General features: G+C 57.9%; 22 protein-coding genes and 1 pseudogene. 14 read left to right on the forward strand and 9 right to left on the reverse strand.

The features are described from left to right. Positions 1 to 12: 12 nt before the first annotated feature. Complete coding sequence (locus EN869_RS14395) at positions 13 to 915, reverse strand: glycosyltransferase family A protein (RefSeq protein ID WP_127226438.1); 903 nt, start codon at positions 913 to 915, stop codon at positions 13 to 15. Positions 916 to 1,294: 379 nt separating this feature from the next. Here EN869_RS14395 and EN869_RS14400 point away from each other — a divergent pair, with 379 nt between their 5' ends. Further along, positions 1,295 to 2,470 (forward strand): GNAT family N-acetyltransferase, encoded by a 1,176-nt coding sequence (locus EN869_RS14400; protein ID WP_127226439.1) that lies wholly within the window; start codon positions 1,295 to 1,297, stop codon positions 2,468 to 2,470. A 204-nt stretch (positions 2,471 to 2,674) separates the two neighbouring features. Here the strand turns inward: EN869_RS14400 and EN869_RS34755 are convergent, their stop codons facing one another. Beyond that, positions 2,675 to 3,085 (reverse strand): class I SAM-dependent methyltransferase, encoded by a 411-nt coding sequence (locus EN869_RS34755; protein WP_210213837.1) that lies wholly within the window; start codon positions 3,083 to 3,085, stop codon positions 2,675 to 2,677. A gap of 84 nt (positions 3,086 to 3,169) precedes the next feature. Here EN869_RS34755 and EN869_RS34760 point away from each other — a divergent pair, with 84 nt between their 5' ends. The 5 genes from EN869_RS34760 to EN869_RS14425 all read left to right on the forward strand — a co-directional run bounded on the left by EN869_RS34760 (position 3,170) and on the right by EN869_RS14425 (position 8,764). Beyond that, on the forward strand, positions 3,170 to 3,484 hold the full coding sequence (locus EN869_RS34760) for a hypothetical protein (RefSeq protein WP_210213836.1): 315 nt from the start codon (positions 3,170 to 3,172) through the stop codon (positions 3,482 to 3,484). Between the two features lie 418 nt (positions 3,485 to 3,902). Continuing rightward, a complete protein-coding gene (locus tag EN869_RS14410; RefSeq protein ID WP_127226440.1) occupies positions 3,903 to 4,916 on the forward strand; it encodes a hypothetical protein in 1,014 nt (337 codons plus the stop codon). A gap of 262 nt (positions 4,917 to 5,178) precedes the next feature. After that, positions 5,179 to 6,339: an acyltransferase gene (locus EN869_RS14415; RefSeq protein ID WP_167507037.1), complete on the forward strand. Its 1,161-nt coding sequence runs from the start codon at positions 5,179 to 5,181 to the stop codon at positions 6,337 to 6,339. Continuing rightward, positions 6,336 to 7,829: an O-antigen ligase family protein gene (locus tag EN869_RS14420; protein ID WP_127226442.1), complete on the forward strand. Its 1,494-nt coding sequence runs from the start codon at positions 6,336 to 6,338 to the stop codon at positions 7,827 to 7,829. The genes EN869_RS14415 and EN869_RS14420 overlap by 4 nt, the downstream gene beginning before the upstream one ends. Then, on the forward strand, positions 7,826 to 8,764 hold the full coding sequence (locus EN869_RS14425) for a glycosyltransferase family 2 protein (RefSeq protein WP_245489420.1): 939 nt from the start codon (positions 7,826 to 7,828) through the stop codon (positions 8,762 to 8,764). Before EN869_RS14420 ends, EN869_RS14425 begins: the two co-directional genes overlap by 4 nt. 32 nt (positions 8,765 to 8,796) lie before the next feature. Here the strand turns inward: EN869_RS14425 and EN869_RS14430 are convergent, their stop codons facing one another. Beyond that, positions 8,797 to 10,065: a polysaccharide biosynthesis/export family protein gene (locus tag EN869_RS14430; RefSeq protein ID WP_167498561.1), complete on the reverse strand. Its 1,269-nt coding sequence runs from the start codon at positions 10,063 to 10,065 to the stop codon at positions 8,797 to 8,799. 333 nt (positions 10,066 to 10,398) lie between these two features. Here EN869_RS14430 and EN869_RS14435 point away from each other — a divergent pair, with 333 nt between their 5' ends. The 4 genes from EN869_RS14435 (at position 10,399) to EN869_RS14450 (ending at position 14,466) form a co-directional block, all read left to right on the forward strand. Continuing rightward, positions 10,399 to 11,919, forward strand: a complete 1,521-nt coding sequence (locus EN869_RS14435) for a lipopolysaccharide biosynthesis protein (RefSeq protein ID WP_127226444.1) — start codon at positions 10,399 to 10,401, stop codon at positions 11,917 to 11,919. 49 nt (positions 11,920 to 11,968) lie between these two features. After that, positions 11,969 to 12,748 (forward strand): CpsD/CapB family tyrosine-protein kinase, encoded by a 780-nt coding sequence (locus tag EN869_RS14440; RefSeq protein WP_127226445.1) that lies wholly within the window; start codon positions 11,969 to 11,971, stop codon positions 12,746 to 12,748. Positions 12,749 to 13,202: 454 nt separating this feature from the next. Further along, on the forward strand, positions 13,203 to 14,006 hold the full coding sequence (locus EN869_RS14445) for a hypothetical protein (RefSeq protein WP_127226446.1): 804 nt from the start codon (positions 13,203 to 13,205) through the stop codon (positions 14,004 to 14,006). Then, positions 13,987 to 14,466 (forward strand): hypothetical protein, encoded by a 480-nt coding sequence (locus tag EN869_RS14450; RefSeq protein ID WP_127226447.1) that lies wholly within the window; start codon positions 13,987 to 13,989, stop codon positions 14,464 to 14,466. Before EN869_RS14445 ends, EN869_RS14450 begins: the two co-directional genes overlap by 20 nt. 442 nt (positions 14,467 to 14,908) lie before the next feature. Here EN869_RS14450 and EN869_RS14455 read toward each other — a convergent pair whose 3' ends face one another. The 5 genes and pseudogenes from EN869_RS14455 to EN869_RS14470 all read right to left on the reverse strand — a co-directional run bounded on the left by EN869_RS14455 (position 14,909) and on the right by EN869_RS14470 (position 21,318). After that, positions 14,909 to 15,658: a response regulator transcription factor gene (locus tag EN869_RS14455; RefSeq protein ID WP_127226448.1), complete on the reverse strand. Its 750-nt coding sequence runs from the start codon at positions 15,656 to 15,658 to the stop codon at positions 14,909 to 14,911. 509 nt (positions 15,659 to 16,167) lie between these two features. After that, a pseudogene (locus EN869_RS35060) lies at positions 16,168 to 16,561 on the reverse strand (IS630 family transposase); the annotation flags it as partial. Positions 16,562 to 16,659: 98 nt separating this feature from the next. After that, positions 16,660 to 17,595, reverse strand: coding sequence for a division plane positioning ATPase MipZ (locus tag EN869_RS14460; protein ID WP_127226449.1), 936 nt, complete (start codon positions 17,593 to 17,595; stop codon positions 16,660 to 16,662). Positions 17,596 to 17,685: 90 nt separating this feature from the next. After that, positions 17,686 to 19,980: an AGE family epimerase/isomerase gene (locus EN869_RS14465; protein ID WP_127226450.1), complete on the reverse strand. Its 2,295-nt coding sequence runs from the start codon at positions 19,978 to 19,980 to the stop codon at positions 17,686 to 17,688. Between the two features lie 444 nt (positions 19,981 to 20,424). Beyond that, on the reverse strand, positions 20,425 to 21,318 hold the full coding sequence (locus tag EN869_RS14470; RefSeq protein ID WP_167498562.1) for a right-handed parallel beta-helix repeat-containing protein: 894 nt from the start codon (positions 21,316 to 21,318) through the stop codon (positions 20,425 to 20,427). A gap of 351 nt (positions 21,319 to 21,669) precedes the next feature. On the opposite strand from EN869_RS14470, the gene EN869_RS14475 reads away from it, so the two are divergent. Next, positions 21,670 to 21,936 carry a hypothetical protein gene (locus EN869_RS14475; protein WP_127226452.1) on the forward strand — a complete coding sequence of 89 codons (267 nt, stop codon included), beginning with the start codon at positions 21,670 to 21,672 and terminating at the stop codon, positions 21,934 to 21,936. Positions 21,937 to 22,125: 189 nt separating this feature from the next. On the opposite strand, the gene EN869_RS35485 is transcribed toward EN869_RS14475, so the two are convergent. Beyond that, positions 22,126 to 22,251 (reverse strand): hypothetical protein, encoded by a 126-nt coding sequence (locus EN869_RS35485; protein ID WP_281035887.1) that lies wholly within the window; start codon positions 22,249 to 22,251, stop codon positions 22,126 to 22,128. 164 nt (positions 22,252 to 22,415) lie between these two features. On the opposite strand from EN869_RS35485, the gene EN869_RS14480 reads away from it, so the two are divergent. The 3 genes from EN869_RS14480 to EN869_RS14490 all read left to right on the forward strand — a co-directional run bounded on the left by EN869_RS14480 (position 22,416) and on the right by EN869_RS14490 (position 26,657). Further along, positions 22,416 to 22,760, forward strand: a complete 345-nt coding sequence (locus EN869_RS14480) for a hypothetical protein (protein ID WP_127226453.1) — start codon at positions 22,416 to 22,418, stop codon at positions 22,758 to 22,760. Between the two features lie 802 nt (positions 22,761 to 23,562). Then, the gene (locus EN869_RS14485) at positions 23,563 to 24,825 is read left to right on the forward strand and encodes an FAD-dependent oxidoreductase (RefSeq protein WP_127226454.1); all 1,263 of its coding nucleotides are present in this window, start codon (positions 23,563 to 23,565) and stop codon (positions 24,823 to 24,825) included. Further along, the gene (locus tag EN869_RS14490) at positions 24,822 to 26,657 is read left to right on the forward strand and encodes a thioesterase domain-containing protein (RefSeq protein WP_127226455.1); all 1,836 of its coding nucleotides are present in this window, start codon (positions 24,822 to 24,824) and stop codon (positions 26,655 to 26,657) included. The genes EN869_RS14485 and EN869_RS14490 overlap by 4 nt, the downstream gene beginning before the upstream one ends. Positions 26,658 to 26,903 lie beyond the last annotated feature (246 nt).

Genomic DNA, 26,903 nt, shown 5'->3' on the forward strand with positions numbered 1-26,903 from the left:
CTGCCGGAGTGCTCAGGCGCGATTCCATTTGTCGACGATGCGCGAGGCATTCGCGCCGAATGCAAGAGCCAGCATCACCTTGCATCGGTAAAGGCGAACCAGGACGACGCCGCACATCGCAAGCATCCGCGCCCTTGGGCCTTCGATGCGATCGGAGAAGCCGATTCGAAACAATTCTGCTGCGGGCGAAAGCGCAACCGCGAAACTGCGCAGGATCCAGCGCGCCCGCCAGCCTGGAGCGGTGCGCACCCGATTGAAATCGTGAGCGACGTGCCGTTCCCATTTTGCGGCGATCTCAGCAAGATTCCGGCGAGCGGGATGGAATACGATCATCTGCTTGCGGTAGTGGGTGCGGAAGCCTTTGCGGAGCGCGCGCTGCCCCCAGTCCCGATCTTCCGCAATTTCGATCCCGCCGAACGGTCCAACCGCAGCCAGAATTTGTTTGCGCACCGCCAGATTGCCGGTCCCGGTATATCCCTGCTTTGCAATGTATTCGCGCATTCGGTAGGCAAAGACGCTTTCGTAAGCTTCAAGTAGGGTAGGTCGGTGTGCGTCCTGACGCGCAATCCTGACGTCGCCGCCTATGATGCCGATATCTTCCCTTTCTGCAAAGCAGCGTTCTATTTCATAAAGCCAATCGGGATGGGCGATGCAGTCGGCGTCGATGAATGCCAGCGTTTCGCCGCTCGCATGGGCTGCGCCGCGGTTCCGCGCTGGCCCTGGACCGGGTGTGCGCTCGAGAAGGAGCGTGACAGCGGGAAAGGAGGCGCAAAGGTCACTCGGTATTTGTCGCGATCCGTTGTCGACAACGATGATTTCGACTTTTTGCTGCGGCGGCCGCTGCGCCTGCAAGGATGCGAGACAGCGCCCGAGCATTTCTTGCTGGTCAAGATGTGGGATAATGACGGTGATCATTTCGCGGTCCTCGTGGACTGCTCCAAGTCCGTTGCGGCAGCTCTTTCCTCGAGCGCTTGAAGTGAACAGCCGACCAGCGCGATGCAGAGAGCCATGAAGATCATACGTCGCGGGACGTATGCATCCAGTCGGCCAACGGGTTAGCAATGCGCATCTTTTGTTCAGATATGTTCCGAACTGGCCTGGACAGATGATGACCCATTGCTCAGACGGCGCCCCGAAGCGGGTTGCGGGTGGTTACTGGGGTCCGAAACGTGGTGGCGAGCTGTTCAGGGACGGATTATCTTTCATGGAAACGGACGTTTGGCGTGCCCAAGAGCGGCATTTTCGCCGCCCGCAAGGCTGGCGCAGTCCATCTCTTGATCATTGATTGCCTCAAATGATCCGCAGCGCGCCGATCGAGGGGTCTTCTCTGGTTGTCTCGGCAAGTGATTCATGGCGGGATTTTGCGGCTATCTGGCCGACCATGGCCAATCGGGGCTCGGCTCGCGCCTTCGTTTTCCAGACGGTCGATTTCCTAGATGTTTGGTGCGACACAATCGGGCCGGCGCGCGGCACTCGACCGTTGTTCATTGCGGTCGTAGATGAGCACGGTACTCCTCACGCGCTTTTGCCGCTTGGCATCGAGAAGCGCAGATCCGGCTTGAGGATCCTGTCGTTCTTGGACGGTGGCGTCAGCGACTACAATGCGCCGGTCCTGTTTCCGCACGTCAAAGACTGGCGTCCTTCATTCGTCTCCAAATTGTGGGATGCAATAGCAAGGATTGCACCCCCTTTCGACATCGCAGTCATCGAAAAGATGCCGGAGCGCGTGTTCGACATCGACAATCCGCTGACTCCCTTGATCACGGCTCGCTATCCCCACAGCGGGTACGTCATGCGCTTGCCCAGCAGTGTCGACGAGTTCGTCTCCGAGCGTCTTCCGCGAGCCCAGGACACGCGGCGCAAGCTTCGCAAGCTTTGTGAGCGCGGGACAGTCGCCTTCAGGATCGCGAGCACGTCCGCCGAACGCGACGAGATGCTCGAAGCGATGATGAGGCAGAAGTCGCGACGCTATCTCGAAACGACGGGGGTCGATGGTATGGAGCGACCTGGCTATCGTGCCTTTTTTCGGCAGGCCGCGCTCGAGCTTGCCCCACGAGGCCACGTCCATATTTCGTCGTTGAATTTGGGCGGAACGGTCCTGGCGGTGCACTGGGGATACCAGGACGATAGCAGATTTTACTACATGATGCCGAGTTTCGAAGCGGGCGAATGGGTTCGTTTCTCGCCCGGTCGTCACTTGCTCAACCATCTGATTGAGTGGGCGATAGAAGCTGGCATGAAGGAGTTCGATCAAGGTCTTGGCAATGAAGATTACAAGACGGAGTATTGCGATGCTGCGATACCACTCCACCAGATCGAGATACCGAGAACGATGCGTGGTCAGGTCGATCTATTGCTGCGCAGGTCAAAGATGTCCCTGCGTGGTACTCTTTTGTGGCATTCGCTCAAGAGCCTGCGTACCGTTTGGCGCATGCGCAAATCCCGAGTAGTTAAGGACTGCGCACAGTGACGAACCATCTGCAATCGTTGGGGTCTTTATTGCCAGTCCTTAGACCATGATATCTGACCGCGCCGGCATGCTGGAAGCAGACGGCCGCCGCGTGCCTGTTAGTGCAGAGCCTTGGCCTGCTGGCACTAACGCGGCTGACTCCCGGCCGCGAGCGACCTGTCGCGCTCGCTTGATTGTCGTTCCTGCGTGAAAGCAGCTACCTCATCAATGGACGGCGACAATCGATTTGGTTATCCCCAGAACCCGCTCCTTGAAGAGGTCAGAGCGAGGAAAGTGATATCTCATCTCGGTCTGTGACAGGAGCTCAATCTCCAGTACATCCTTGACGGCTTGTCCTTGGTCTGGCCGGGACGGTGATAGAGGCCAGCGCCGGATCAATTTGGCTCGGGCTGCCTGGGGCAGGAATTGCAGGCCCGGGAAGAGGTAATGCGGCTCAATTGGGAAATACCGATAAGGGGTCTGCACCCAATGATGGGGTGCCAAAGCGTGGATGACTGAAGCCAGGTCGGCACGGCGCGCGTGCCCACCCACGTGTTCGATCAAGGAATTCGAATACACAATGTCAAATTCCATGGCTCGAATTTCAGCGGGCGGATCGCAGGCGTCGCCTTGCACGACTCGGATCGTTGCAGTCCTGCTCGTCTGGGGTAGGAGATTGACTACGGTCACCCATTTGGGGCGAACCGGACTTCTCTCCCAATGAACTACCGTTCCGCCGAGATCGACCACCCGCATTCGTTCTATGTCGGGGAAGCGCCGCTGGAATTCCGCCCAACGCCTCTTTCGCAAAGTCGTCGCTATCGATCGCTGTTCTCGTGGATCGGTGATGAATTGGCGCAACTGCAGCATTTCACTCATCAGACTGCCTGCCCTCCATTGCGCCCTGTTTTCCTGCGGGAGGGGAGGGCGACCCGTCAAATTGACGCTATCTTAGCTGACCTAGCGGCGAATGGAGCAACTTCGGAAGTCGCGCTGATTATTCATTGTGCTGAACCAACTATCACGAAAGAATAACCCAGCGCTCCGACAACTGAGCGCGATCGGATGCCTTCACCCTCCACATCAGCCCATGGAAGGTGATTCAATTTTGGCGAGTTGCGAGCCGGATGCCGCAAAGCCATTGATCCCTGGTGCCGGGCATTCGCAGCAACAAGACAGTTGTAGGGAGATCTGGGAGTCGCCCACCGTCCATCGTAACGTGCTGCTGGCAACGACATCGTCGGGTAGGTTCATCATCAATGACGAGCGCCTCGCGAGTATTGGTCTTACCACTATCGGCGCGCCGGCTCTCTCGCTTTTGGGTAGCAATCCCCCACCGTCTCTTTGTGTACGATGCTCTCTCGACACTTTGGACCGGGAATTTGGAGCTGACCCGAGTGGACGCGGCTTCAAGTCGATGTCGCCGCCACTAGCCTTTGAGGAACGAACAACCATGCAGAAACCAGCGAACGGAGGCTCGTTACGGCCTGGCGATGTCGTTGAGGTGCGCTCCCCGGCTGAGATCGTCGCGACGCTTGACAAGGATAGCGCCCTGCACGGGACCGTATTCATGCCGGAGATGATGGCATATGTCGGCCAACGCTTTACGGTGTCGCGGCGCGTCGACAAAGTCTGTAACATGGTTGACGAAAGTGGCTCTCGTCGAATGCGCGGGACCGTCTATCTTGAGGATCTGCGTTGCGACGGGTCAGGCCACGGTGGCTGTCAGGCGGGTTGCCGTATTTACTGGAAAGAGGAATGGCTGACTAAAGTAGGTCACAATTCCGCTGATCCCGTGGGCGACAGGATGGCCGCTTCAGCCGAGCTCGAGCGGGTTGCCGGCGCTGCTACCCGCCCGGCCAACCCCGTGGATCAAAGCGGAGCGCAGCTCTGGCGGTGCCAAGCGACTGACGCTCTAAAGGCATCCGAGCCCGTGAAGCGGCGGGATATTGGTCAGTATTGGCGCGAACTGACGAATGGTAACTTCAACCCGATCCGTTTCGCAGCCCTGTTGGTCCGAGCATTGATGATGGACATTCTCCATCATGTCGGACTAATAAGGACGCTCCCGCTGCAAGGTCCTAGTAAGTCTGGCTCCAAGCGCGAGATGCTTGGACTGCAGCCTGGTGAGCTTGTACGGGTACGGTCTCCGCAGGAAATCGCGGCCACCCTCGACCATCGCGGCGAAAGTAGCGGCCTCTCCTTTGATCGTGAGATGCTTCCCTATTGCGGTCGCACTTTCCGCGTGAAGACTGCCGTGCAGCGGATCGTCGACGAGAGAACGGGTCGCATGCTGAAGATTCCTAAAGACTGCATCATCTTGGATGGTGTCGCTTGCTCAGGCGAACGCAGCGTCAACGGTCGATGGTTTTGTCCGCGCGCGATCTATCCGTTCTGGCGGGAATCCTGGCTCACCAGGGCCGACGACACCGCCGACGAGCCCACTGAACAGTCATGCCACCGTTAGAATGGCGTGGGGTTTTTTCGCAATAGACACTGATGCACCTCTCTTCGACAAGGCGAGGATGTGGATGAATTCCGGGATCAAGAGTCGCACAACTCGTGGGGGAAATGCGACGTCAAACCGACAGTCGCCCGTTCCCGCTACGTTCGTACTCCTTTCGTTTCTGGCTGCCATCACTGGCCGCTCTGTTGGCCCGATTAGGTAGTTGCGCGCGCTATATCCCCCGCGCAAACTTCTGCCACGAAGCATGTCATCAGGCAGCCCAATGATCCCAAATGTTCTCGGTTGGAACATGCGCGGCCGAACCCTGGAAAGTCGGCTGGCTGAAACGGGGTCTGTGGGACCGGGCTTCGATGAAGTTCGGTTGGCTGCGGCGACCACGGTGCTTCTGCATCATGCCCACGGTTCAATCTACGATGCGAAGGCAGATCCCCTCTTCGCCTTCAGCGGGGGATTTCTGCATTTCGGCCTTCTCGCGGTTCTTGTTTTCTTTGCAATCAGCGGCTTTCTGGTGGCCCCAGGCCTGGTCAAGTCGGGCAAGGTAACCGACTATGCGATAAGCCGGGTGCTCAGGATTTTTCCAGCCCTCATTGTCGTGGTGATCTCCACCATGATCCTGCTTGGTCCGATTCTGACAACTCTGCCGCTGCAGGAGTATTTCTCGGACTACTTCCGCTTGCTACTCTATACCAAGAACATTCTTACGCTCACTTACGATTTCCTCCCCGGGGTGCAGTTACCGGACGGCCATCCCGCAATTGTAAACGGCGCCCTCTGGACGCTGCATTTCGAAGTCTTATCCTATATTGCACTGGCGGTTATGAGCTTGATTGGCATCTTGGGGCGACCAAGGCTTGTATTGGTCGTGTTCCTTGTTGTCTATGTCCTTTATGTGGGGAACGGAGTCTTTCCGGCCGTTGCCGAACGATTGTCTGGTCGCCTTGTTACCTTTATCAGCCTCTTCGTCTATTTTGCCTCCGGCGTCGTTCTCTCCACTTTCCGGCGGACAATACCCTACTCGGCTGCTTTGGCGGGTTTCGCGTTCCTCATCTTGATAGCTTCGCTTGCGTATGGAGAAGGTATCGTCGCGGCGCCGCTTTGTGTGCCATATCTCGTGGTCTTCGCTGGGCTGTCGAACCTGCCGGGGCGCTCCTTCGTCAGGCGCGATCTCTCTTACGGAGTTTATCTGATCCACGGGCCGGTTCTTTGCGGCCTCGGCATCAGTTATCCCGGGATACGGTCGTGGCTATTCGTGGCTTTGGTGGCGACGATCATGACGCTGCCGTTGTCGTATCTCTCTTCCATCTTTGTCGAACAGCCAGCTCTGGCCAGGAAAAAGATTGTTGCCCGGTGGATTGGCGGCCGGCTTCACTTAATCCAGTCGACCATGGTTCGACTCGTTCGGGTGCAGGACATTGGCACGTGAGCAGCCTTGCCGACCAACCGGGGTATTGGAGCCCCAAAATCAAAAGTCCCAACCGCTTTGCGGGCTTTGGCGAGCGCTTCGAATCCACCAATCAATTTTCGCCAAGCGGTCCGGCTGCATTGTCAGGGAAGACTACCTTCTGGCCGGTATGGGTGTTTCTTATCTCGCTTGCAATACCTTGGGTTTTCTACCTCGGGCCGCTTCGGCTCTCGGTCTATCGCCTTGTGCTCTTAGCGTTGATAGTGCCTAGCGTTGTTCGATTGCTCTCAGGCAAAGCCGGGCGGATAAGGGTTGCGGATATCGCGATCCTGATGCTTGCGGTTTGGTCGGTGATCGGTCTCGTTGCAAATCACGGATTGACCGTGGGGCTCCAATCTGCCGGGATTCTGTTTTTAGAGACTGTCGGTCCATATATGCTTGCGCGGAGCTGGGTCCGCGACGCTGACGACTTTCAAAACGCCGTTCGCGTCTTGTTCTGGATCGTCGTGGCTTTGATGCCCTTCGCCATAGTCGAGTGCCTTGGGGGCGGTAATCTCCTACTCAAGGCATTCAGTGTCGTCTTGTCGGTCAATGATTATCCGACTGTTGAACGGTTAGGACACACCCGAGTTATCTCTGTATTCGATCATCCAATTCTGTTCGGATTGAACGTAGGAAGCATCCTTGCTCTCACTTACCTTGTTCTTGGCTACAAGCAATCCGCAGTTCACCGGAATTTCAAGGTCGCTCTGATCGTCGTGACGGCGGCCACCTCCTTATCGAGTGGTCCAATCGCAGGCATGGCCGCGCAGGTTTTTCTGCTTCTCTGGAATGTTTTGTTGCGGGCGAATAGGCATCGCTGGAAAATTCTCATCGGCGGGGTGTTTGTTCTGGTCGTTGGGGCTCAGATCTTCTCCAACCGATCTGCGATTTCGATTGTGACACAAATGATAGTGCTGGACCCGCAAACATATTGGTATCGACGATTGATCTGGGAGTATGGCTCCACGAGCGTGCTGAACCACCCCATCTTCGGCATCGGCATGAACGATTGGGATCGCCCCGGATGGATGCCGAACGCCACCATAGACAATTTCTGGCTTGTCGAAGCAATGCGTTTTGGCATCGCTGCCCCGATCCTCTTGCTGCTGGCAGGGCTCTCGACTGGCATTGCCATGACTCTCAGAAAAAATTTTGACGAAAGGGTCGATCATTTTCAAACAGCCTACCTGATCACACTGGGCTTCCTGTTCTTCATCGGATGGACAGTTCATTTCTGGAACAGCACCTATGTTCTAGCCCTGTTTCTTCTGGGAAGTGGGGTATGGATACTTGATGCCAAATCCGCGCAAAACGAGCCGGCGGACACGGATGCCTCTCCTGCGGCATCTCCCCTGCGGACGGAGATGGGCTCCAGAAGGCGTGAAATATTCGCCGCCTTTCCGCCGGACGCGAGAGACGAACAACCATTGCGTCAAGCGACGCGACTTTCGCGGGGGTCGAAGGCGTGAAAAAGATCGGGAACGAAGCCATGGCGGGAATCGGCAACGAAGAGGCGTGGCAACCAGGACGTGAACGCCTGTCGGTGGTAACGGTGACGTATAACAGTAGCCGGCATCTGAACGCATTCCTCGATTCGCTTCAGACGGGGCTCGACGGAATCCAAGACTTTGAAATTGTCATTGCGGACAATGCGTCCAGCGACGATAGCATTGCCATAGCACTTTCTCACCCCGTCCGACCGAGAGTTGTCAGCGTTGGGTGGAATTCGGGTTACGCCGGGGGGATCAACGCGGCGGTCGCCACAATTGGAAGAGACTCGACCCTGCTCGTGTTGAACCCGGATGTGCGTCTACTGTCCGGTGCTGCCCGATTGCTTGTAGATCGGCTGGCGGATCCCACCGTAGGCGTGGCCGTGCCAAAAATCCTTGATGAGGATGGCAGGCTCACGCATTCTCTACGACGCGAGCCGTCAGTGAGGACGGCATGGACCGATGCTGTTCTGGGAGGGGGGGCACTTGGGGCGTGGGTCGGAACAGGCGAGAAGATCAGCGATCCAACGCGATATACGGCCGATGGATTCGCTGATTGGGCTGAAGGCTCGGCAATGGCAATCTCGGCGCGAGCGCGCAAGCTCGTGGGAGACTGGGATGAGTCATTCTTTCTCTACAGCGAGGAAGTTGATTATATGCGCAGAGTCCGCGCCGCTGGGCTATCAATCGCATACGTATCAGGAGCAGAAGTAATCCACATCGGTGGAGAATCTGGAACCAACCCATTCCTCTCTGCGCTGTTGACGCGCAACCGGGTCCAATACTATCGGCGCCATCACGGCTTTGCCTTGTCGGCGCTGTTTCAATTGGCTGTGGTATTGGGAGAGGGAGTTCGCGTGGGCATGGGGCCTACACATTTGGCAGCCCTTTGGGCGGCACTCACCGCACTGTAGTCCCGCGGCCAACCTATTGATTATCGTTGCTGCTATTGTGTTTGCCCGCCGGTCTGGGGGCTGGTTGCAGGCTGGGGCGTAGCCGGATCGACGATGTCCTGCATCGAAGCGGCTACGAAAACCTTCACCACATCGCCAGGCGCGAGGGGTGTCGTCTCTGATGCCTTCATCTCTTTTGGGCCCTGCCGCTCTTGGCGAACAATGACCAGTTTCAGGTCGGAATTGCCGTCGGACCCGGCGCCCGGTGCGACGGTGCTGTCGGCCATCAGGAGCTGGCGTGTCGTGTATTCTCGCGATCTCACCTCCGCGAGCTCGCTCTGCGCGTCCCGCAGTTGCGTCGCAACCTCCGTCTGGCGCTGGTCGCTAACGCTGAACTCCTGGCGTGTCGCCTCGCTGAGACCTTGCCGCGCACGCATCGCATCGATGTCCCCTTGCGCATGTTCTGCTCGCATTTGTCCGAGCACACGCCTTAGTTCTGACCATCGAGATGACGGGACTATGCCTTGCTCGACAAGCTTGGTGATCTTGGCGACCTCTGTTTCTGTTTGGGTGATTTCATCGCCGGTGTCCTTGCCCTTGGTCGTCAACATATCCAATTCGTGCGTATACATGTCACGTAGATCGGAGAGTTTCTCAACTTGCCGCGTCTTCTCATTGGCACGCGCAGTGAACAAGCTGCGTTCCAGTGCCATTATCTGATCGACAAGGTCGCGAGCATCGGCGCCCGTCAATTCGGCCGGAAAGTGGATTTCGGCATCTCCGCCCAGTTCGGCCTGCAGCCTGGCGATACGGCCGAGCAGCCGCAACTTGTTGGTGCGGATCGTGGTCAGTTCGCCAAGCAGACTGATGCCGCTCTGTCCGACTTTCTCAGGCGGCGGTCGATAGCGGCCGCCGGCCAAGGCCACCGCCTGCAAGACAGTCAGATCCGGCTTGAATTGATAAGCGCCAGGCGTGGCGACCGCTCCGACGACATAGATCGACGGATACTGAGCAATTTCGATCGACACATCCGGCGGGGAGATTAGGCCCATCTTGTCATGCAGCGCCGCCGAAATCTGGGCGGCGACCTCGGTGCTTGTTTTCCCGCCCACATCGAGCGAACCGACGACCGGCAACGCTATCGTCCCTTGACCGGATACGAGAAAATCGCCGCTGAGAGCTTCCCATCGCTGGTATTCGCCTTTCGAAGGATTCCACTGGATGATCGAGATGTGGATCTTGGTTTGCGCGGCGAGCCGATAGTCGTCGGCCTGAGCCCCAGAACAAAACCACGAATGCGCGGCGCCGGCGAGCAGGGCCACCGCAAACCTACCGCGCAGAAGGCGGGAAATTGGGTTTGAAGACACTCTTCCTCCTCACCGCGGGCGCACCAAAGCGGAACGTTGCAATGACGTTGCGATCAACCCAGAATAGGTCCCAGGCAAATCCGAGGGAATGCGGGAATAGGACCGAGTCGATGGCCAAAAGGAGAAGATGGCTGGTCGAAAGACGCATACTTTCTAGGTCAGCTCGACCTTAGGAAGTGCTTCCACCGATGGGATCGCCAAGCGAATCTTGCTGGCACGCAACGAGTGTGCCGGCGCTGTTGTTTCGCCGTCGACATGTGCAAGGAACCTTTGACGGCGAGTCGGTTAATGAACAGCCAAGATTTCCGTTTTTACGCCTCGCTCTATGTTCAGCGGCTGCGCTACCTAACCATCCCGGTTGCGATTGCGACGGCTTTCGGATTGGCGGTAGCGCTCTTGCTTCAGCCGGTATACCGGTCGGTAGCCAAGATTCTGGTCGAGCCACCTCGTATATCGACAGATCTGGCCCGTTCATCGGTCACAGCGGATCCCATCCAGCAACTGCAAGTTCTTGAGCAGCAACTCACGACAAGGGCCAGCCTACTAGGATTGGCCCAGAAGTTTGCGATTTTTCCCAAAGCCCATCTCCCCGATGACGATGTCGTCGCACAAATGCTCGCAAGGACCAGGATCGAGCCGGCTGTCCTGAACAATCTGGGTAGCGGCAGCGGGGCCATTGCATTTACGATTTCGTTCGACGCGGCCGACCCGGTTCTCGCCGCTGATGTCGCCAATGCCTATGCAAACGCCATGCTCGAAGCGAACGAGCGCGGGCGCAAGGCGATGGCAGACGATACGCATGAATTCTTCAAGCGCGAGGTGGATCGCCTGGGTGCGGCGTTGAAAGACGCACAGGAAGCGGTTCTGAGCTTCAAACTGGACCATAGGGAGGCTCTGCCTGACAGCCTCGAGTTCCGCCGCATGCAGCAAAGAGCCTACGAAGAAAGGCTGGGTCAAATTCAACGCGAGATCATCTCCGTTCAGCAAAAGCGTTCGACGATTCAACAGATATCGGCTTCAGGGGGGCAGGGGGCACTGGCTGATGATCAGCAACTGACCGAGTTGCGGCGTTCGCTTGCCGAGCAGGAAACCATCTTCAACGATGGCAGTGCGAACCTTGTGGCGTTGCGGACCCGGGTTGCCGATCTCGAGAAACGCATTTCTGAAAAGGGCAAGGCTGTCACAGATGTCTCGCGCGCCGTCGGGATGTCCCCTGAGCTTCGTCTGCAGTTGGCCGACGCTGAGGGGCAGCTCTCGTTGATTACACAGGAGAAGGAGGCCATTGGGCCTCTGCTTGACGACCTGAAGCGGTCAATCGCCGACACAGAAATGAACTCTACCAAACTCCGCGCGCTCGAGCAGAATTACGAGGCAGTCCAGACGCAGTACAACGATGCAGTCGCCAGGCTAGCGAACGCATCTACCGGACAACGTATCGAAAAAGAGGCAGTTGGCCAAAAGCTGTCGCTCATCGAGCCGGCGACCCCGCCAGAAAAACGTATCTGGCCCAAACGGCAGGCTATCGTCCTTGGAAGTTTCGGGGCAGGCATCGCATTGAGCTTCGGCATCTTCGCGCTGACGGAAGTCTTTTTCCCAACCATTCGCCGTCCTGCCGATCTTGCAGCCGTGTTCCGGGGGCAGCCTTTTGCCACCATCCCCTATATTGCGGCCGATAGCCGGAAACCTGCGCATAACAAGCATCTGGGCGCAATGGCCCTTGTACTGCTTGTGGGCAGTGGTCCGATCTTCCTGCTTGTAGATTTTCACCCGTCCGCAAATGTCGGGGTGAACGGTGCGATCTCGAAGTAGCCAACGGCCCACTCAAAGGAAATTGATACGTGCCGCAGGAGACCAGAACATGCCGGCAAAGGTGAAACTCCAGCCCGCGGCGCATGCGTCCTTGGAAGTCGTCGCACAGCAATCCATCGTATCGGTTGAGGACCAATGGGCGGGACTTGAACTTGTGGAACTCGATGGCGATCGGGCTCGCGAGGCCCGGCTCGTTACATTCGCGCCCGAGGAACCTGCTCAAGCCAGCTTTGATGTGTTGCGCACCAAGGTCGTCAGGTGTCTCAACGTCAACAACTGGACCACTGTGGCGATAACCTCACCGGAGCCCGAATCCGGAAAGTCGGTCGTGGCCGCCAACCTGGCGTTCAGCCTCGCGAATCTGCAGAGTTGCAGGGTCGTTCTTCTAGATCTGAATCTTCGGCAGCCTCAGATCAGTTCGATACTGGGTCTCGGCATGGCCCGGCCTACGGAGAGTTTTTTGCAAGGGCGATCTTCCATCAAAAGCACTTTCGTGCGCTATGGCGACAATCTTGCCGTGAGCGCCGGTTCGCACGGCATTACCCATTCGGCCGAACTGCTTCAAAGCCAATCCGCTCGCACGGCGATGATACAACTCCATGACAGGCTTTGCCCCACGGTGGTTATCGTCGACCTGCCTGCAGTTCTTGGCAGCGACGACGTTCTGGCGTTCTTGCCCAACATTGACTGCACGTTACTTGTGGCGGGCGCCGGAACGACCACAATGGCAAAGATCCGGTGTTGTGAACAGGAAATCGCAGGCGAGACCAACCTCCTAGGGATTGTTCTGAACAAATGCCGATACGGACGCGATGGGGGCTACTACTGAGCGCCCAGCGGGTTCGCATTTCTCGAGCACGTTCGCGGCAGGGCCATTTTGCGTCCTGTCGCGGTCGCTGACGTCAATAGGCGTGCGAAATCAAAATTATTAGATCGCTCTACCACTTTCGTTCGGGAGCCCTCGAGTTTTCTCGGATGACAATGATCCTTTTTTAGATATGCTTGCGATTACTGGAAAAGGGGGAAGCAATGGCAAAGTTTATCGCGCCTGCCGCAATTGCATTATTTTTTACGCTCTTGGACACTCTCCCAGGTCATGCGCTGGCTTCATGGTACCCATCAGGCGATCGGGGTGGGGACACGAGCCGATCCGCACCAGGTCCTGTGATCGGCATAGGCTTTCCGGCGCTGGCTGCCTTCGGCGGCTATGTGTGGTACCGCCGTTGGCGGCGTGGCAAATGATCGGCACAGCCCCGACCGATGGCCGCTGAGCCACACCCCACATGGGCGTCTTACGCAGGCAAATCTACTGCGGTGTGGTGGCCACGGGATTTGCAAACGGAGCAAGCGATCGCGTCGCGGAGGCGCTTGCCCGTGACGGTCCGATTTCGGCGCTGCTGGAAATGTTCGGTGTCAGCCTCGTGGTTTGGCTGGCGCTGGGCATAACCTTCTGGCTTCTTTTGGATTCCGAGCCTGAGCCTGCTCGCCGATCGGATTTCGCCTTTGCCGGTATGGCGGGCTTTGCATTCCTGGTCCCCTTGCCGCAGCTGAGCTGGTTGGCACTGGCTGGCGTGGCTGCGTACCTGGCCCTGACGTCGCAAGACGGGACCATGCGCAGAGCCGCAGTCGTGTTGGGAGCCATAACGGTACCGATGTTCTGGGCCCGGATAGCCTTTGCGGTCGTCGGTGGCCCTGTCCTTGCAATCGACGCAAAAATGGTTGGCTGGATTGTTGGCACCGGCGGAGCAGGCAATATGGTGCCGTTCGCGGATGGTTCCGGCGTAGTTTTCCTCCTGCCGGCCTGCTCGTCGCTCACGAACCTGTCGTTGGCTCTTCTCTGCGGCGTGATGATCGTTAAATTCTACGGTCTGAATTGGTCGAGGCCGGTCGTTCGCGCCGTAATCGCCGCCTGTCTTGCGACAGTCGCTATCAACTTGGCCCGGATTAGCCTCATTGGTCTTATGCCGGCTTACTATGACGTAATACACGGAAGAGTGGGCGTCTCGCTGGCGGAATGGACGACGAACCTCGCGGTGATGGCGATCTATGCCGGAGCTTTGCAGTCCGATGAACAGATCCACGCTTAGACTTACCGTCGGCCTTTTCGTGACCTTGAGCGTCAGTCTAAAGGTGCTTGGCGGTGGTATCGGTCAAAGCGCCACAGCGGACCATCCGGCGAACGAAGACATCGCTGCGCTGCTTCGCGCCAACGGATTTGCCTTCACTTTGTCGGCGCCGAACACCGACCCTCAATGGTTCTACGCGACGAAGGAAAGGTGCCAGCTGCAAATCGCAGATGTCTCACCCCAGGGCTGGCACCAATCGATGCTCGACTGGCAGGCAAGGGGTCGAGTGCTGCTTTATTCAGTCGAAGGGAAACTCTACGAACATCAGCCGGTTCTGGTGCCGATGATGCACCACTACATCGGCAGGGCCTTGCGGTATACTGGCATTAAAACGCGCCCGGTGGTGGCAAGGGCTATTATCATCGGCCCGCGATGTTCACTCCTCCCAATCGCTGCGGCTGATCTCGAGCGTCTTTCCTAGATCGACCAAAATCAATCTCGGTGCTGAGCTTGATCCATCCGACCAACTTTTGAGGTAAGGCCGTTTCTAGCTTCACATAATGGACAGGTTCCTAACTGCGCACGAAATTGTGAAAATGACTTTCGTCTTAGCTTTATGGCTCATGACTGACTCAGGACAGATCCAATGCAGGTCATGTTATATATCTTGGCTGTATGGTTCGGCCTTGGAGCGTTGGCGGGGTTGGCCCTGCTTGGGACATCCATCGTCTTTCGGCGCTCTGAATTGCCATCCGCCCGGCCGTAACGGGGCAAACGCACGATAGCGATTATTTGGTCGATAGCGCATGTGCGGGTCCGCATCGGTGCACATGGTTTGGCGATAGCTTTGAGCGCTGGGCTGACCAGCCGATATGCTCGGCTGGTCAGCTTCAGGCCTGTTGACGCAGTTCTGCGGGAAACTGCTACATCAGATCTCTGAGTTTGTAAGCGACCTCCGTTCGGTTCGTCGCCTTGAGTTTCTTCATGATATTGCGGATATGAACCTTGACGGTGCTCTCGCATAGATTGAGCTCGTAGGCGATGATCTTGTTCGCCTTGCCTTTGCGCAAAGCTTCGACGACCGCAGCTTCCTTGCTCGTAAAGACGCCAGCCAGTGGCTTAGGCGAACTCTCCGCTGCACGGATTGTTTCTCGAAGAGCAAGCACGGCATTTGCTGGTACGAAGATACCGCCCGCCCGAGCGAGGCTGATCGCCTCTGCCGCCACCTTCACCGAAACATTAGTCGGAATATAACCGCGGGCGCCGCTTTCCAGAGCTGTCAAAATGTCGGCCGGAGCCTCTGAATCCGCCACGACAATGACTGGGACGGCGCCGATCAATGCTATGAACTCTTGCAGCTCGGATCTTACGATCGGGTCGGTTATGTTTTTCCCGTTAAGGATGGCTAGGATCGCCGAGGCTTCGGCCTGCAAGTCCTGCAGCTCCAAGAAAGACCCGACCGCTCTCACCTGTACGACCGGATCAATAGAGAGGAGGCTACTTGCTAGACACTCCCGTTCGAGGATTCGCTTATCAACGATGACGACCAGGCTGTCGCCGCGATGACCTTCTTGAGTTTCGGCCAAACTAGCGCCGCCAAGATGCAGCGCGGGATCGTTCTGGTCCACCTCTATAGACTTACCCCAATGCCCGCCAGGTAGAGGTTGATTCATCGTACCTACTCCATTTTACTCTATCGCTGTTGTTGTCTCCATACGTTATCCGGGCCCTACGACCCACCGCACCAACTGCTCGGCTAGAATTGCCAGGAAGACAGATCTTTAATCCGTATCATCCCGGAGGATGATCCCCACCACGGCTTCCGTCCACAAACCCCAACCTGCAGCTGTATCTTACGAAGTTGTGGATAACTCCGCATTAAGAATCTGCACCATTAGAGTTAGTTAAAAAGCGGTAGAGTTAACCCACACCCATGCCTCACAAATTGGCCGCCTGTGGGGTTGGCGCGCCGATATTTCAATGACTTCGTGAATGACGGCCCCCGATGCTCAACTCGTGTCAGGAAGCCAGAAAGCCGACCGCTTGGTCAATTCGACCGGAAGCCAGCGGTTGCAAATTGGCCGATGCGACGATGTAGGCGATACTTCCTGCAGTTACGTGCCTCGCAGAACAGGCGCATGCGGCGCCAAAGTTTTGGTTCGAAGCCGGCCTGCCGGGATCACCATCGCTGGCGCCGACGGGCAATATAGTCGCGCGCCTACTCAAGGGCGAACAGCTTTTTTGAAGCTCAGGCCTTACGGCGTGGGAACTGCCACACCGCATTGTGCAAGACCCTGACGCCGCGAGCGGGCCAATTCATCCTTCAGACCATGCAGCGTCAGTTGCGGCGTCTCACGCGGACGGGCCACGATGAAAGCACGGTGCGCTCCGGAACCCTCTTGCGATGTCCACGCATCTTGCCAGGCGCTCTCGAGCCAGTCGCCCGATGACGCTGCAACAACTTCACCGCCGCCGAAACCGAAATGCCGAACCGCTTGGCGGCCGGCCGGCGGCTCTCAACACTCAAACTCCGCTACGACCCGTTCGTGGAGATCGTCCGAATGAGGCCGCGTGATCAGATGCTGGCCTCCAATCCGGCCAGCTGTACCGGTCTAAGGTCGGGGCTGGCGCGACCCTGCTGGAGTGATTTGGTGCTACGGCTGGATCGCACAGCCTAACATTTGGCAAGGACATCGGGCAGTGCGATCGGACAGCTCACGCTGGCGGCTTGCCTGCGCCGAGCATCCCCCTTCATCCGGTTGGACTCGTCCAGCGGGAAGTGGAGGGCCTTAAGGAGTGCCCTGATTTCCTGTCGTGCCATCAAGTGCGACATCGTCGGCTCGGTTCGAAGCACCTGGTTCTCGAAATCATCCAGCGCGGTAACCCCAATGGTAAAGAACTCGCGAAAGGCGACGCGCTCGGAAATGCCGGCAGTGACCCGAAAGCCTAGGTCTGCTGAAAGTTGGCGCAGGCAACTGTCGATTTTGCGCTCGTTGCGAGACGCAAGCGTGGACATGCGGTTGCGGACCACGACCCAATCGAGACTTACGTCCTCTGAATAAAGGCGGCTCCTGCGGGCATCTAGCACCACTAAGGCGTATTGTGAGTATCCCAGGATCTCATGGGAGAGCGGGTCGACCCTGGCAAGCACGTCGAAATCGAGGAACGAATCGTTCATCGGTGAAATCAGCGTGTCTGCCATGCGGTGGGCCACTCGACTGAGGACTGTGTTCGCGCCGGGCGTGTCGATGACAACAAAATCGTGGCTGGCCGCGATTGAGGCGAGACCCTCCTTGAGCTCTCTTACCAGAACGCTGTTGACATCTGCGGCTTCTGCCCGTCCGACAGGCGACACATGAAAATGGTGCGGCACAGGCAGGGTGATTCCCTTAAACCGTGCCCAGCGACGACGGTTGTCGACGTAGCGTGTCAGCGAAAGCTGGCGTTCGTCAAGATCAACCGTCGCAACGTTGTGACCGGAATCGATCAACGCGATCGCAATGTGCATTGCGGTCGTGGTCTTGCCGGACCCGCCCTTTTCATTACCGCAGACGATAACACGCCCATTAGCGCGCCGCCGACCGTTCGATGTCCAGGCACCGGCCCTCATCTCACATCCCTTATTGCCGACTGGATCTGATTGACGGCATCCGAATTTGCTCAGCCTCGGCCGGCGCGTCGCTATGACGATAACGTGTGGTCAGGCGTAAACCCTTGCGAGACCGCTGTTTTCGGCTTCCGGCTTCGCGAATGCCTCGACTAGACCCTCCGTCTTGTCGAGATACTGGATCAACGCAGTTACGAGGTGGTAGAAGATACTTGCCGGGACCTCGGTCGCGGCGGCTCGCCCCTTTTCATCAATCCTGTCGATCCACAGGCCCACTGGCGCGGGATCGATATGCCACCTGAACAGGCGGGCAACGCGGGCTTCTATCTCAGGCTTTAGGTCTGGTCCGCCGACGCCGTCGAGCGCGCAGGCCGCTTTCACCGCCTCGCATTGTGGCCAACTGCGCGAAAAGCGATCGAGAGGAATTCCATTCCGCGACACAGCCGCATAAGCCAGACCGGTGGCCCGGTTCAATCCACTTGATATTGCCGAGGAGTAGAGTTTTCTCGCGAGAGGTACCAAGTCTTTCTGGCCGCTTAGCAGCGAAAAGTCCACCAGCAGGGATGCCCATTCGAAATGATGTCCGGGTTCTGTCCACTGGCCATCAGTACCCGGCAAAGGTTGCCAGTCGGGGTCGAAGCGCTCCCCCAGGGTCCAACTCTCCGCGTCGAAGAAATGACAGCGGAAGAGATCGATGACGCGTGCTGCTCTGCGCAAATACGACCGCTCTCCCGTGACGTTGTACCAAGCGAGAAATGCTTCGAGCATGTGCATATGAGGATTCGAGTTCCGCACAGCTTTCCCGCCTGGGGTCTCAAGAAAGCCGTTTAAACTGGCATCTTCCAGGTGAGTGTCAATAAAATCGAGCGTCTCATCGGCGAGCCGCAAGGCCTCGGGGTGGCCGCATCGATGCGCATGAGCAAGTGCCAGCAACACGCAAGAATGGTCGTAGGTATCCTCCTCCGGGTCACTCACACTTCCGCTAGGCTGAAGGGCGCGAACCCACCCACCGCGGTTGGTACGACCGTGACTGGCTATGAATTTGATGCCATGATCGAGAAGTTCATCGGCAGGTCCCGTCCAACCCCGTTCCTTGGCCACTGCGAAAGCGTAGATTTGACGCGCCATGGTTCGCATTCGCTTCGGTTTGCCAAGCGGCTTGCCATCGAAACTCAGTGCCTCGTGGAAGCCGCCGTGCACATAATCGACCCCCATCGTGGACCACAGCGGGAGGGTTTCATCAAATAGCCAGTGCTTGACGCGCTTGCGCCATGATCCGCTGATGATGACGCGATCTTCCGAGGGGGTGAGCTTCGTCTCGAGGCGTCCGCTCTTCTCCAACTGCTCCACGACCTTCCTGACGTTCTGGCTATGACTGACAGGGGCAACAAACACTGCGTCGGCAGTCGCCACCACCGCGGCATCTTTCATCCCAATGACAGTCAGCAGCCTGCCTTGGCTTCTCAGATAACAACTGTCGCAATCCATCGCGACAACATCGCCCACCATCACATTGCCATCGCGGTCGGTTGGGCTCGCATCGAGCAGTGATTGCCACGATCCAAGATCGCTCCAGCCGAACGTAGCCGCGACCATGGTGATCTCGCGCGCCTTCTCCACCACCGCGTAGTCGATCGAGACAGAAGGAATGGCCTCATACAAGCTCCGGGGCATATAGGTTCCCGACACATCGGTGCGCGCGGCTCGAAAGGCCCTCTCGGCCGTCTCCCAAATATCCGGCCGAAATTCGAGAAGCGCGCGCCGCATGGTTTCGGCACGAAAAAGGAAAATACCGGCATTCCAATAGAATCGCCCCGAAGAAAGGTAATGTTGAGCCGTTTCAGCGTCAGGCTTTTCCACGAAACGCGACACCGCAGCCACTACGCCACCGTCTGGCGCCACCTCAATGTACCCGTATCCGGTTTCGGGGTGTGTCGGCTTGATGCCGAATATGACGATGTTGCCGCGCTCGGCAGCGAATCTGCCTGACTCGACCGTTTCCCAGAATTTGAGTTCAGTCGATATCTCGTGATCCGAAGGGACCACAAGCAGAAGCGTGTCATGGCCGTATTCGTAAATAGTTATCAGCGTCGCCAGGGCTACGGCCGCCGCGGTATTGCGGCCGACGGGCTCGAAAATCGGTCTGCCGCCATTCAAACCCAGTGGAACAATGTCGGAAAGAATTCGATCGGCATGTCTTTCCGACGCGATCAGTTGGATCGGAGTGTCGCCAGTCGGCCGCGCCTTCAGGCGTCGCACCGTCTTCACAAGCATCGACCCGTCGCCGGAAAGATCATGAAATTGCTTGGGATTGTCTTCACGCGAAAGGGGCCACAGCCTGGAACCCACGCCTCCGCTCATGACGAAACTTACGATCCGGTCCGGCATGGTGCAGCGCTCTCCATAACTCGGTCGTGAGCTCCCCGGTGGGGATCGATCCCGAAAACAATGGATGCGCGCTGCAAAGATGTCTTTGCGGCCCGCATTCCGCCTATTCTAGTAGCCTGTCAGCACCCGAGCCCGTAGTGAATTCGGATAATTGTGTTGCCTGCTTGGGAGGCCATCATCGGATAAGATCGCCAAAAGGATGAGGTGGCATTTAAGGTCTGTTGAAAAGCATTCGTCACCTCGAACCCCGTCGGAACCAGTTAATCTCCTTCTGAAATGCCCAGGTTCACGGGCATGGCCATAGGGCGAAAAGCAACGGGGCCTTGGAGCTCGCAAGCCTTTGCACACGCTCCAGAGCCAAGCCATCGCTGGGTGACGGTTTGTTTTCCATTCAGCGTGCCGGATTTCGCAACCAAACATCGTGATCCGCCTGGCCAGGCGCAATCAGATAGGATTGGCGAACGGGTCTACGTTCCCGGACCCTGCGACATTGCTGGCGCTGTCAATGTCGATAAAGCCATAAACGCCGCGCTGGATAATGTTGTTTGTGATTGTTATTCCAGAAATCGTGCCGTTTGGCTTCGCCCCATCGACATAAACCGTGAACACGGGCAGCGAGATGTTTGGACCAGTCCCGGACGCTTTGCCTAATAGTTGATTGTGATTGACCTTGACCCCATCTATCGAACCGAAGTCGTTGGTAATCCACACGTCTGCATTGTCACGTCCGATGATAGTGTTGTTCTCAATCAAGACGTTCGCCTGCACCTTCGGATGCCCACCCAGTTGGATACCATCATAGTGTGGGTCAGCGCCGCCTGCTTGCAGGTCATGGATATAGTTGCCCTTTATGACCACGTTGGATCCCGGCGTGATACCGTTCTCGTAGCCAGAGATGTTGTTCCCGATCAGAGTCGAGCCAGATATGTCACTGGTGTCGATGCCGTAGGAGCCGCCGGTCTTACCCTGGCCTGTAATCGTGCAGCGTTCGACCGTTAGGCCATCGGCACCCTCGTAAGCGTAGATTGGATGCCACCCATCGAAATTTATTCGGGAGTTACGGATCGTGACGCCTTTGGCCCTCACTTCGATGTAGGTATTGATGATCTTGTTCTCGATAACTGTCCCGGCGACGGTAATGACGTTCGGTCCCGTGTAGATAGTCAGGACAGTTCCTGCCGGCACACCCGTGTTTGTGGCGTCGGGCCAATTATTTCCGTCGGAAAGGGGGAGAAGGCTCCGCGCCAATACGAGCCCCGCTCCGCTCCAATGCGAAGCAGCGCCAGTTTGGAAAACAATCGAGAGAGCGACAAGCGGAACGAATCTCGAGCTGTACATTCGCCTGCAGTTCCTTTTTGGACGTCCCATCGCCCGAACGAAATTCGACGTCAGAGGCGGCCCGGCCCGGGGCGGGGTTGGCACCCGGGCCGAGCCTAACCGGCATAGGCGTTGGGTGGCATAAGAACGCCGGCTACGACCTATAATACGCCGGTCCGAAATCCAATCCGCCCTGCAGAAGGAGGTATGCCTCTTATATCGGTACATCCTAAAGGGTACCTCAGGGGGGCCTGGGCACCGCTAATCCGTCCGTCATGTCTCGTTTCGGGCCAGCGATGTTGGCACCGGTTTTGCGTCGAAGACATTGGCCGCTCCATAACGGGGAGCGCGCAAGTTGAACAGGCAGCCGGGATGGTAAAGGAAGGCACTGCGGACCCCACTCATGTCACATTCTTGACAAAGGTGGTGATCGATTTCTGCGCGAAGCATCAGATCGTTCGCATCGATCACCGCGAACAGGTGGCGGGTAGAGTGATGAGCCTCTTCGAACGGGGCGTGATCGATCCCGATCAGATTTCAATTGCCCTGGAAGAGGATAGGGCTGTGTCTCGCCTTCGCCGGTTTGTCTATCGGCTACCACGCTCTGACGATCGGCAAGATCCGAAGCTCGAGGGCTGAACCATTCCATGCCGTGTCATTGGCTTGCTGGCCACATATCGAGTCAGTCTTGCGTGACACAAAGCAAATCGCGGGGAGTGTGTCGGTCGAGCGGCCTGGCCGATCCCTCGTTCAGGCGTTTGTCGGCGATAATCATGCATTCGGCGCCGTAGCCGGTCTCGCTAGGCAGGCCGGTGATGTCCCGCTTGGTCAGGAATGGCCGGTGGGGTTGTTAAGGCCGCCCTCATGGGCAGCCGTGCCAACGAGCGCGGCGAGTGTGAACAGGCGATCCATCGAAGCCGGATCGAGCACAAGTGGCTCCAGGGTTGGCCGCACGCCATGTATCTCGACAAGCTAATGGCCGCATCGATAAGGCCTTCTACCACCCCGGTAGTCAGCACGGTGGCGAATCGAACAGACGCGACTGCTTCGCGAGATGGAGCGCCAGGTGGCAGGCGTGCTGGAAATGGAACGGTGGCGCCGATTTCCTGAGGGCCGGAATGACTGACTGGCTGATGCTTTCAGAGACCAAGCGTCCAGTCGGCTCGTGGCATCCTGATCGGCCGGTCAGGCTCGACCGACACAGCTTCGATCACCTCGGCCGCTGCCTTCAGAACCAGATCTGCGGAGCGCTCGACCTCATCGAGCCGCCTCATAATCCGGAGGCGGAGACGCACGAGCTGGTGAACCTCGGCACGCCTGTCGCCAATAGTCAAAGCTTCAAAACGCAAAACAGCTACTCGAATCGCGATACACGCGGCTATCGTCGCTCAGATCGGTTGCGCGAGCGAGATCGCCATACGACGAAGCGCCTTCCACCTTTGAAGTATGGCGAGCGCGCCTGAGGACTAAAGCCCGAGCGTTTCTCCCGCGTCCAGCCTTGTGAAATCTCTCATCGGCCGACGCGTGGCCGATGCAAGCTCATCGCGCACTTCTTCGACCATGTCGATCGCAGCCGAAGGACCCGGCGCGCGAGCATTGCCGTCCCGGCATCGCCAAACAACTGGTGGTGAGGGATAGACGCTGGATCGAAATCGGCGATCTGCATGAGGGTCGCTCCTCAGTGTGCTGTCGGCGCGATCTTGAGCAGCCGACGTCGGGGTGCTTTCGCCCGTGCCTGGCCGTTTCGTACCCGGCTGCAAGCAAGGCCGACCGGCGAGGCTGTCGTCCTCGTCGGCATGGCCGTGGCCTGCTTCACGGAGAGTTCAGCCCGCTTGGCGCGCTGCCCGGAGCATCCGTAGGCGTTCGAGCGGAGACCGCAAGGGCTCGGAATGGGTGGTCACGTTCTCCGCACTTCGAGCAGGCATTGCCATCCTGATCGGGGAAACATGGCCACCATGAAGGGCGAAGACGGCTCCCTCTCTTCTGTGAGCACTATGCCTACAATCCGGCGCAATCGATCGCCTTGTGATTCGATATTCTCTCCGCCTGACAGATCGCCGAAGTGGCAGACGGCTTCAACACTCTGGTCTGCGACAGAGCGGCTATAGCCATCGGTGGTACATCACACAAACTAACTATGTAGCACTCTACCGCTCACTGTTTCGGTCCTTGGACGTGCGGCGATGATATTGGAACATGATCCGTTGAGGACTGAATCGACTGGTGCGTCGCGTTCACCAGGGGTCTTCACCGCCAGGGGGTGCAATGACGGTAGTCGGCCAGTCGATCGTGGATTTCGCCGTTATAGGGGCTGGCCCGTATGGTCTGTCCGCCGCTGCAAATATTGGTGCGAGTGATTCCAGTATTAGGATCTTCGGACGGCCTCTTCAGACTTGGACCGACACCATGCCTGCCGGCATGAAACTTAAATCCGATGGCTTCGCATCCAACCTGTCGGCGCCCGCTCCCGGATCGAGCCTAGCCGAGTTTTGCCGCGATAGGGACATTCCCTACCACGATACCGAACACCCGGTATCGCTCAAGACTTTCGTTGCGTACGGTCTGGAATTTCAGCGAAGGTTTGTACCCCATCTCGAGACCTCAGATGTACAGCATGTCGAGCAATGGGGCGACGGGTTCAGGCTGACGGTCGGAGAAGGCCAGACTTTCCTCGCCCGACGCGTAGTTTTGGCGGTGGGCGTAACGCATTTCAGAGTGATGCCGAAACAATTGATGGACCTGCCTGCCTCGTTGGTCAGCCACAGCGCCGACTGTAGCCATGTGGATCGGTTCGCTGGGCGCCGCGTCGCCATCTTGGGGGCGGGCGCCTCCGCGATCGATCTGGCCGCAGCCTTGATTGACGTAGGGGCCGCCACGACAATTGTGGCGCGAGCGGGTAGCATTCGTTTCAATTCGGAGCCAACCGGAAGTCGGCCGAGACTGCTGAGCCAGTTCATAAATCCTAGATCCCCGCTGGGTCCGGGTTGGCGATCCCGTTTTGCGTCCAGTATGCCGCAGGCGTACCGCCACTTGCCGGACCGCTTGCGGCTGGCCATCTTGCATCGCCATCTCGGTCCCCGATCAGCATGGTATCTGCGTGACAAAGTGCTCGGCGGTGCCAAGATCTTTCTCGCGCAACACATTGAAGGAGTTGGATCAACCGGCGATCATGTCTGTCTAAAGCTGCGCGGCGAATCGGGCTCGTTGAAGAGCCTTGAAGTCGACCACGTGATCGCTGCGACCGGTTATTGGCCTCAAATCGAGCGCCTTCATTTTCTCGACAAGAGATTGCGGCAAGCCATCCGGCATTCGGAAGGCGTGCCGATCCTGTCACAGTATTTCGAGACTTCGGTTGCTGGACTTTACGCCACAGGATTGATGGCTGCCGGGAGTTTCGGTCCCTTGATGCGTTTTGTTGCAGGCGCGGATTATACGGCTCGACGAATTTGCAGGCATTTGGAGATGGCCCGGGGGAGCCGGCATACTCTCGTAGCAGGCGCCACGGTGCCACAAGCAATCCGACCATGAATTACACCGGCACTCTCGAGTTCGAAGATGGTCTAACCTTGGCGATCGACGGAGCTCGAGTGGCGGAGTCGCCGTTGGAGCTCTTGCGCGATGGCGCCGGCGACCAGTTTGTATTCCTCTTTCCAGGAACAGGAGGCGAGGCTTGCGAACTGGCGCCTTTGGCTGAACGACTAACCGCGCCCGGGCGTATTTTCGGCCTTTCCTATTTGCCCGAGAGCGAAAGTGCCGAAGCCGTTAATCGCCAGGCGACCTATGCCGTCGCTGCCTTGCGCCGCATTCAGCCGCATGGCCCCTATCGGCTGGTCGGCTATTCATTCGGCGCCCTCGTTGCTGTGGAGGCGGCACGGCAGTTGAGGCGGGCGGGTGAGTGGTTGGAGCCGCCGATCCTAATCGATGCATTTTACGATCAGAAGTTCTGGCCTGCGAAGGCTTGGTGGATCGGGCAAGCACGTCGAACCGGAACACACCTCGTTCAAATCCGCCGGCAACCGCCGGCTATGGCCCTGAGAGAGTTTGCCTTCCGAGCCGGGCGGCTAGCGCAACGGTTCTGGTCGAGATGGCAGGAATTGCCGCCAGTATATACCACCAGCGAAACGACCATTGCTGCCGCCAACATCGCCGCGTTGCGCGCCTACGCCCCTTCGCATTATCCGGGTGCACTCGCGCTCGTGGAGGCTGCCGAAACGACGATGTTTGGCTGCCGTCCGTCAGACCTCTGGCGGCCGCTGAGTAGGAAAATCGTTGTCGAGGATATAACCGGCGATCACCATGACCTCGTGCGCAATCCGACATCGCTTAAACTCCTGGGACGTGCGGTTGACAGGCACTTGGCGCAATCAGAAGGGCAACAGCCTCTTGCTCTCATAGTCACTACCTTTCGGTGGCCGGCGACCGCAGGCCTCGCCGAGTCCCTCACTCGCGCCGGGTTTCGGGTAGCAGCGCTTTGTCCGCGGCGGCATCCCATGCGTCGTCAGTCAAATTCGGTATTGTATCGTCTGCCATGGCTGCATCCCGAGCGCACTTTAAAGTCGCTGATTGAGTGCAGTGATCCGGATCTGATCCTTCCCTGTGATGAGCCTGCCTTGGATCTGGTGCGCGGTAGTGGTGGCGGCGGATCGGATATCTCTCGCTCGGAAATGATCGACATCGCGCTCGCGACTGGAGTCGACGCGCCGCCGATGCGGCGTGTCGACAACCTTGCCGAGCTCGACAAATGGATCGAAGAACACGGATTTCCGGTCGTGCTAAAAACGGACGGAAGTTGGGGCGGCAGAGGAGTGGCAATCGTAAACAACCGGCCAGCGGCTGTCCGTGAATGGCGGCGCCTTGCGCGTGGTCCGAGTCCACTCGGCATCATAAAACGCGCTATCGTCAACGGGAATCCTAATGGCCTGCGGAACCTGTGGCATCGCCGCAGACCTTGCATAAATGCGCAGGTCTACGTTGCGGGACGAGATGCTAACGTTGCCCTCGCGGTTAAAGACGGGAGCGTTTTGGCGGCAGTGGCTGTGGAGGTTTTGGAGACCAAGTGCAAAAACGGGCCGGCCACGATCGTGCGCGTGATCGAACATCCTGGGATTGTTACGGCTGCGACCAAGATCATGGAAAAGCTGCGTTTGACGGGACTCGTCGGGATAGATTTCATTCTCGATGCTGAGGGTGTCGCGCATCTGATCGAAGTCAACGCCCGCGTGACTCCCACCTGTCGTTTGGCACTCGGCACCGGCCGAGACCCGGTCACGGCGCTGCGCAGTTTGTTCCCAGGCGGAGCAACACCTGCTGCGGTGCCGAATTCCACTGGAAGTATAATCGATCTCGCCGCGCTAGACTGAGTGCGAGTGAGCAGACATTTTCCCGTTGTCGAACGCGTGCTCCCGCGTTCTCGTTGACCACGGCGCTCTGTGACCCTTCACGCGGCAATGTGCTATTGGCGAGGAAGCGCGTCTGCGAGCTAAGCCGATGGACGAGGTGGTGCGCCCCATGGCGGTTTGTTCTCATACCCGATGACGCGCAAAGACCGCGGGCCGAACTGTTCCGAGAGGCATCTCGCGAGATAAGCCCATTCTCCACTATGGAGA

Source organism: Mesorhizobium sp. M2D.F.Ca.ET.226.01.1.1 (genome assembly GCF_004022705.2).
Lineage (GTDB): Bacteria > Pseudomonadota > Alphaproteobacteria > Rhizobiales > Rhizobiaceae > Mesorhizobium.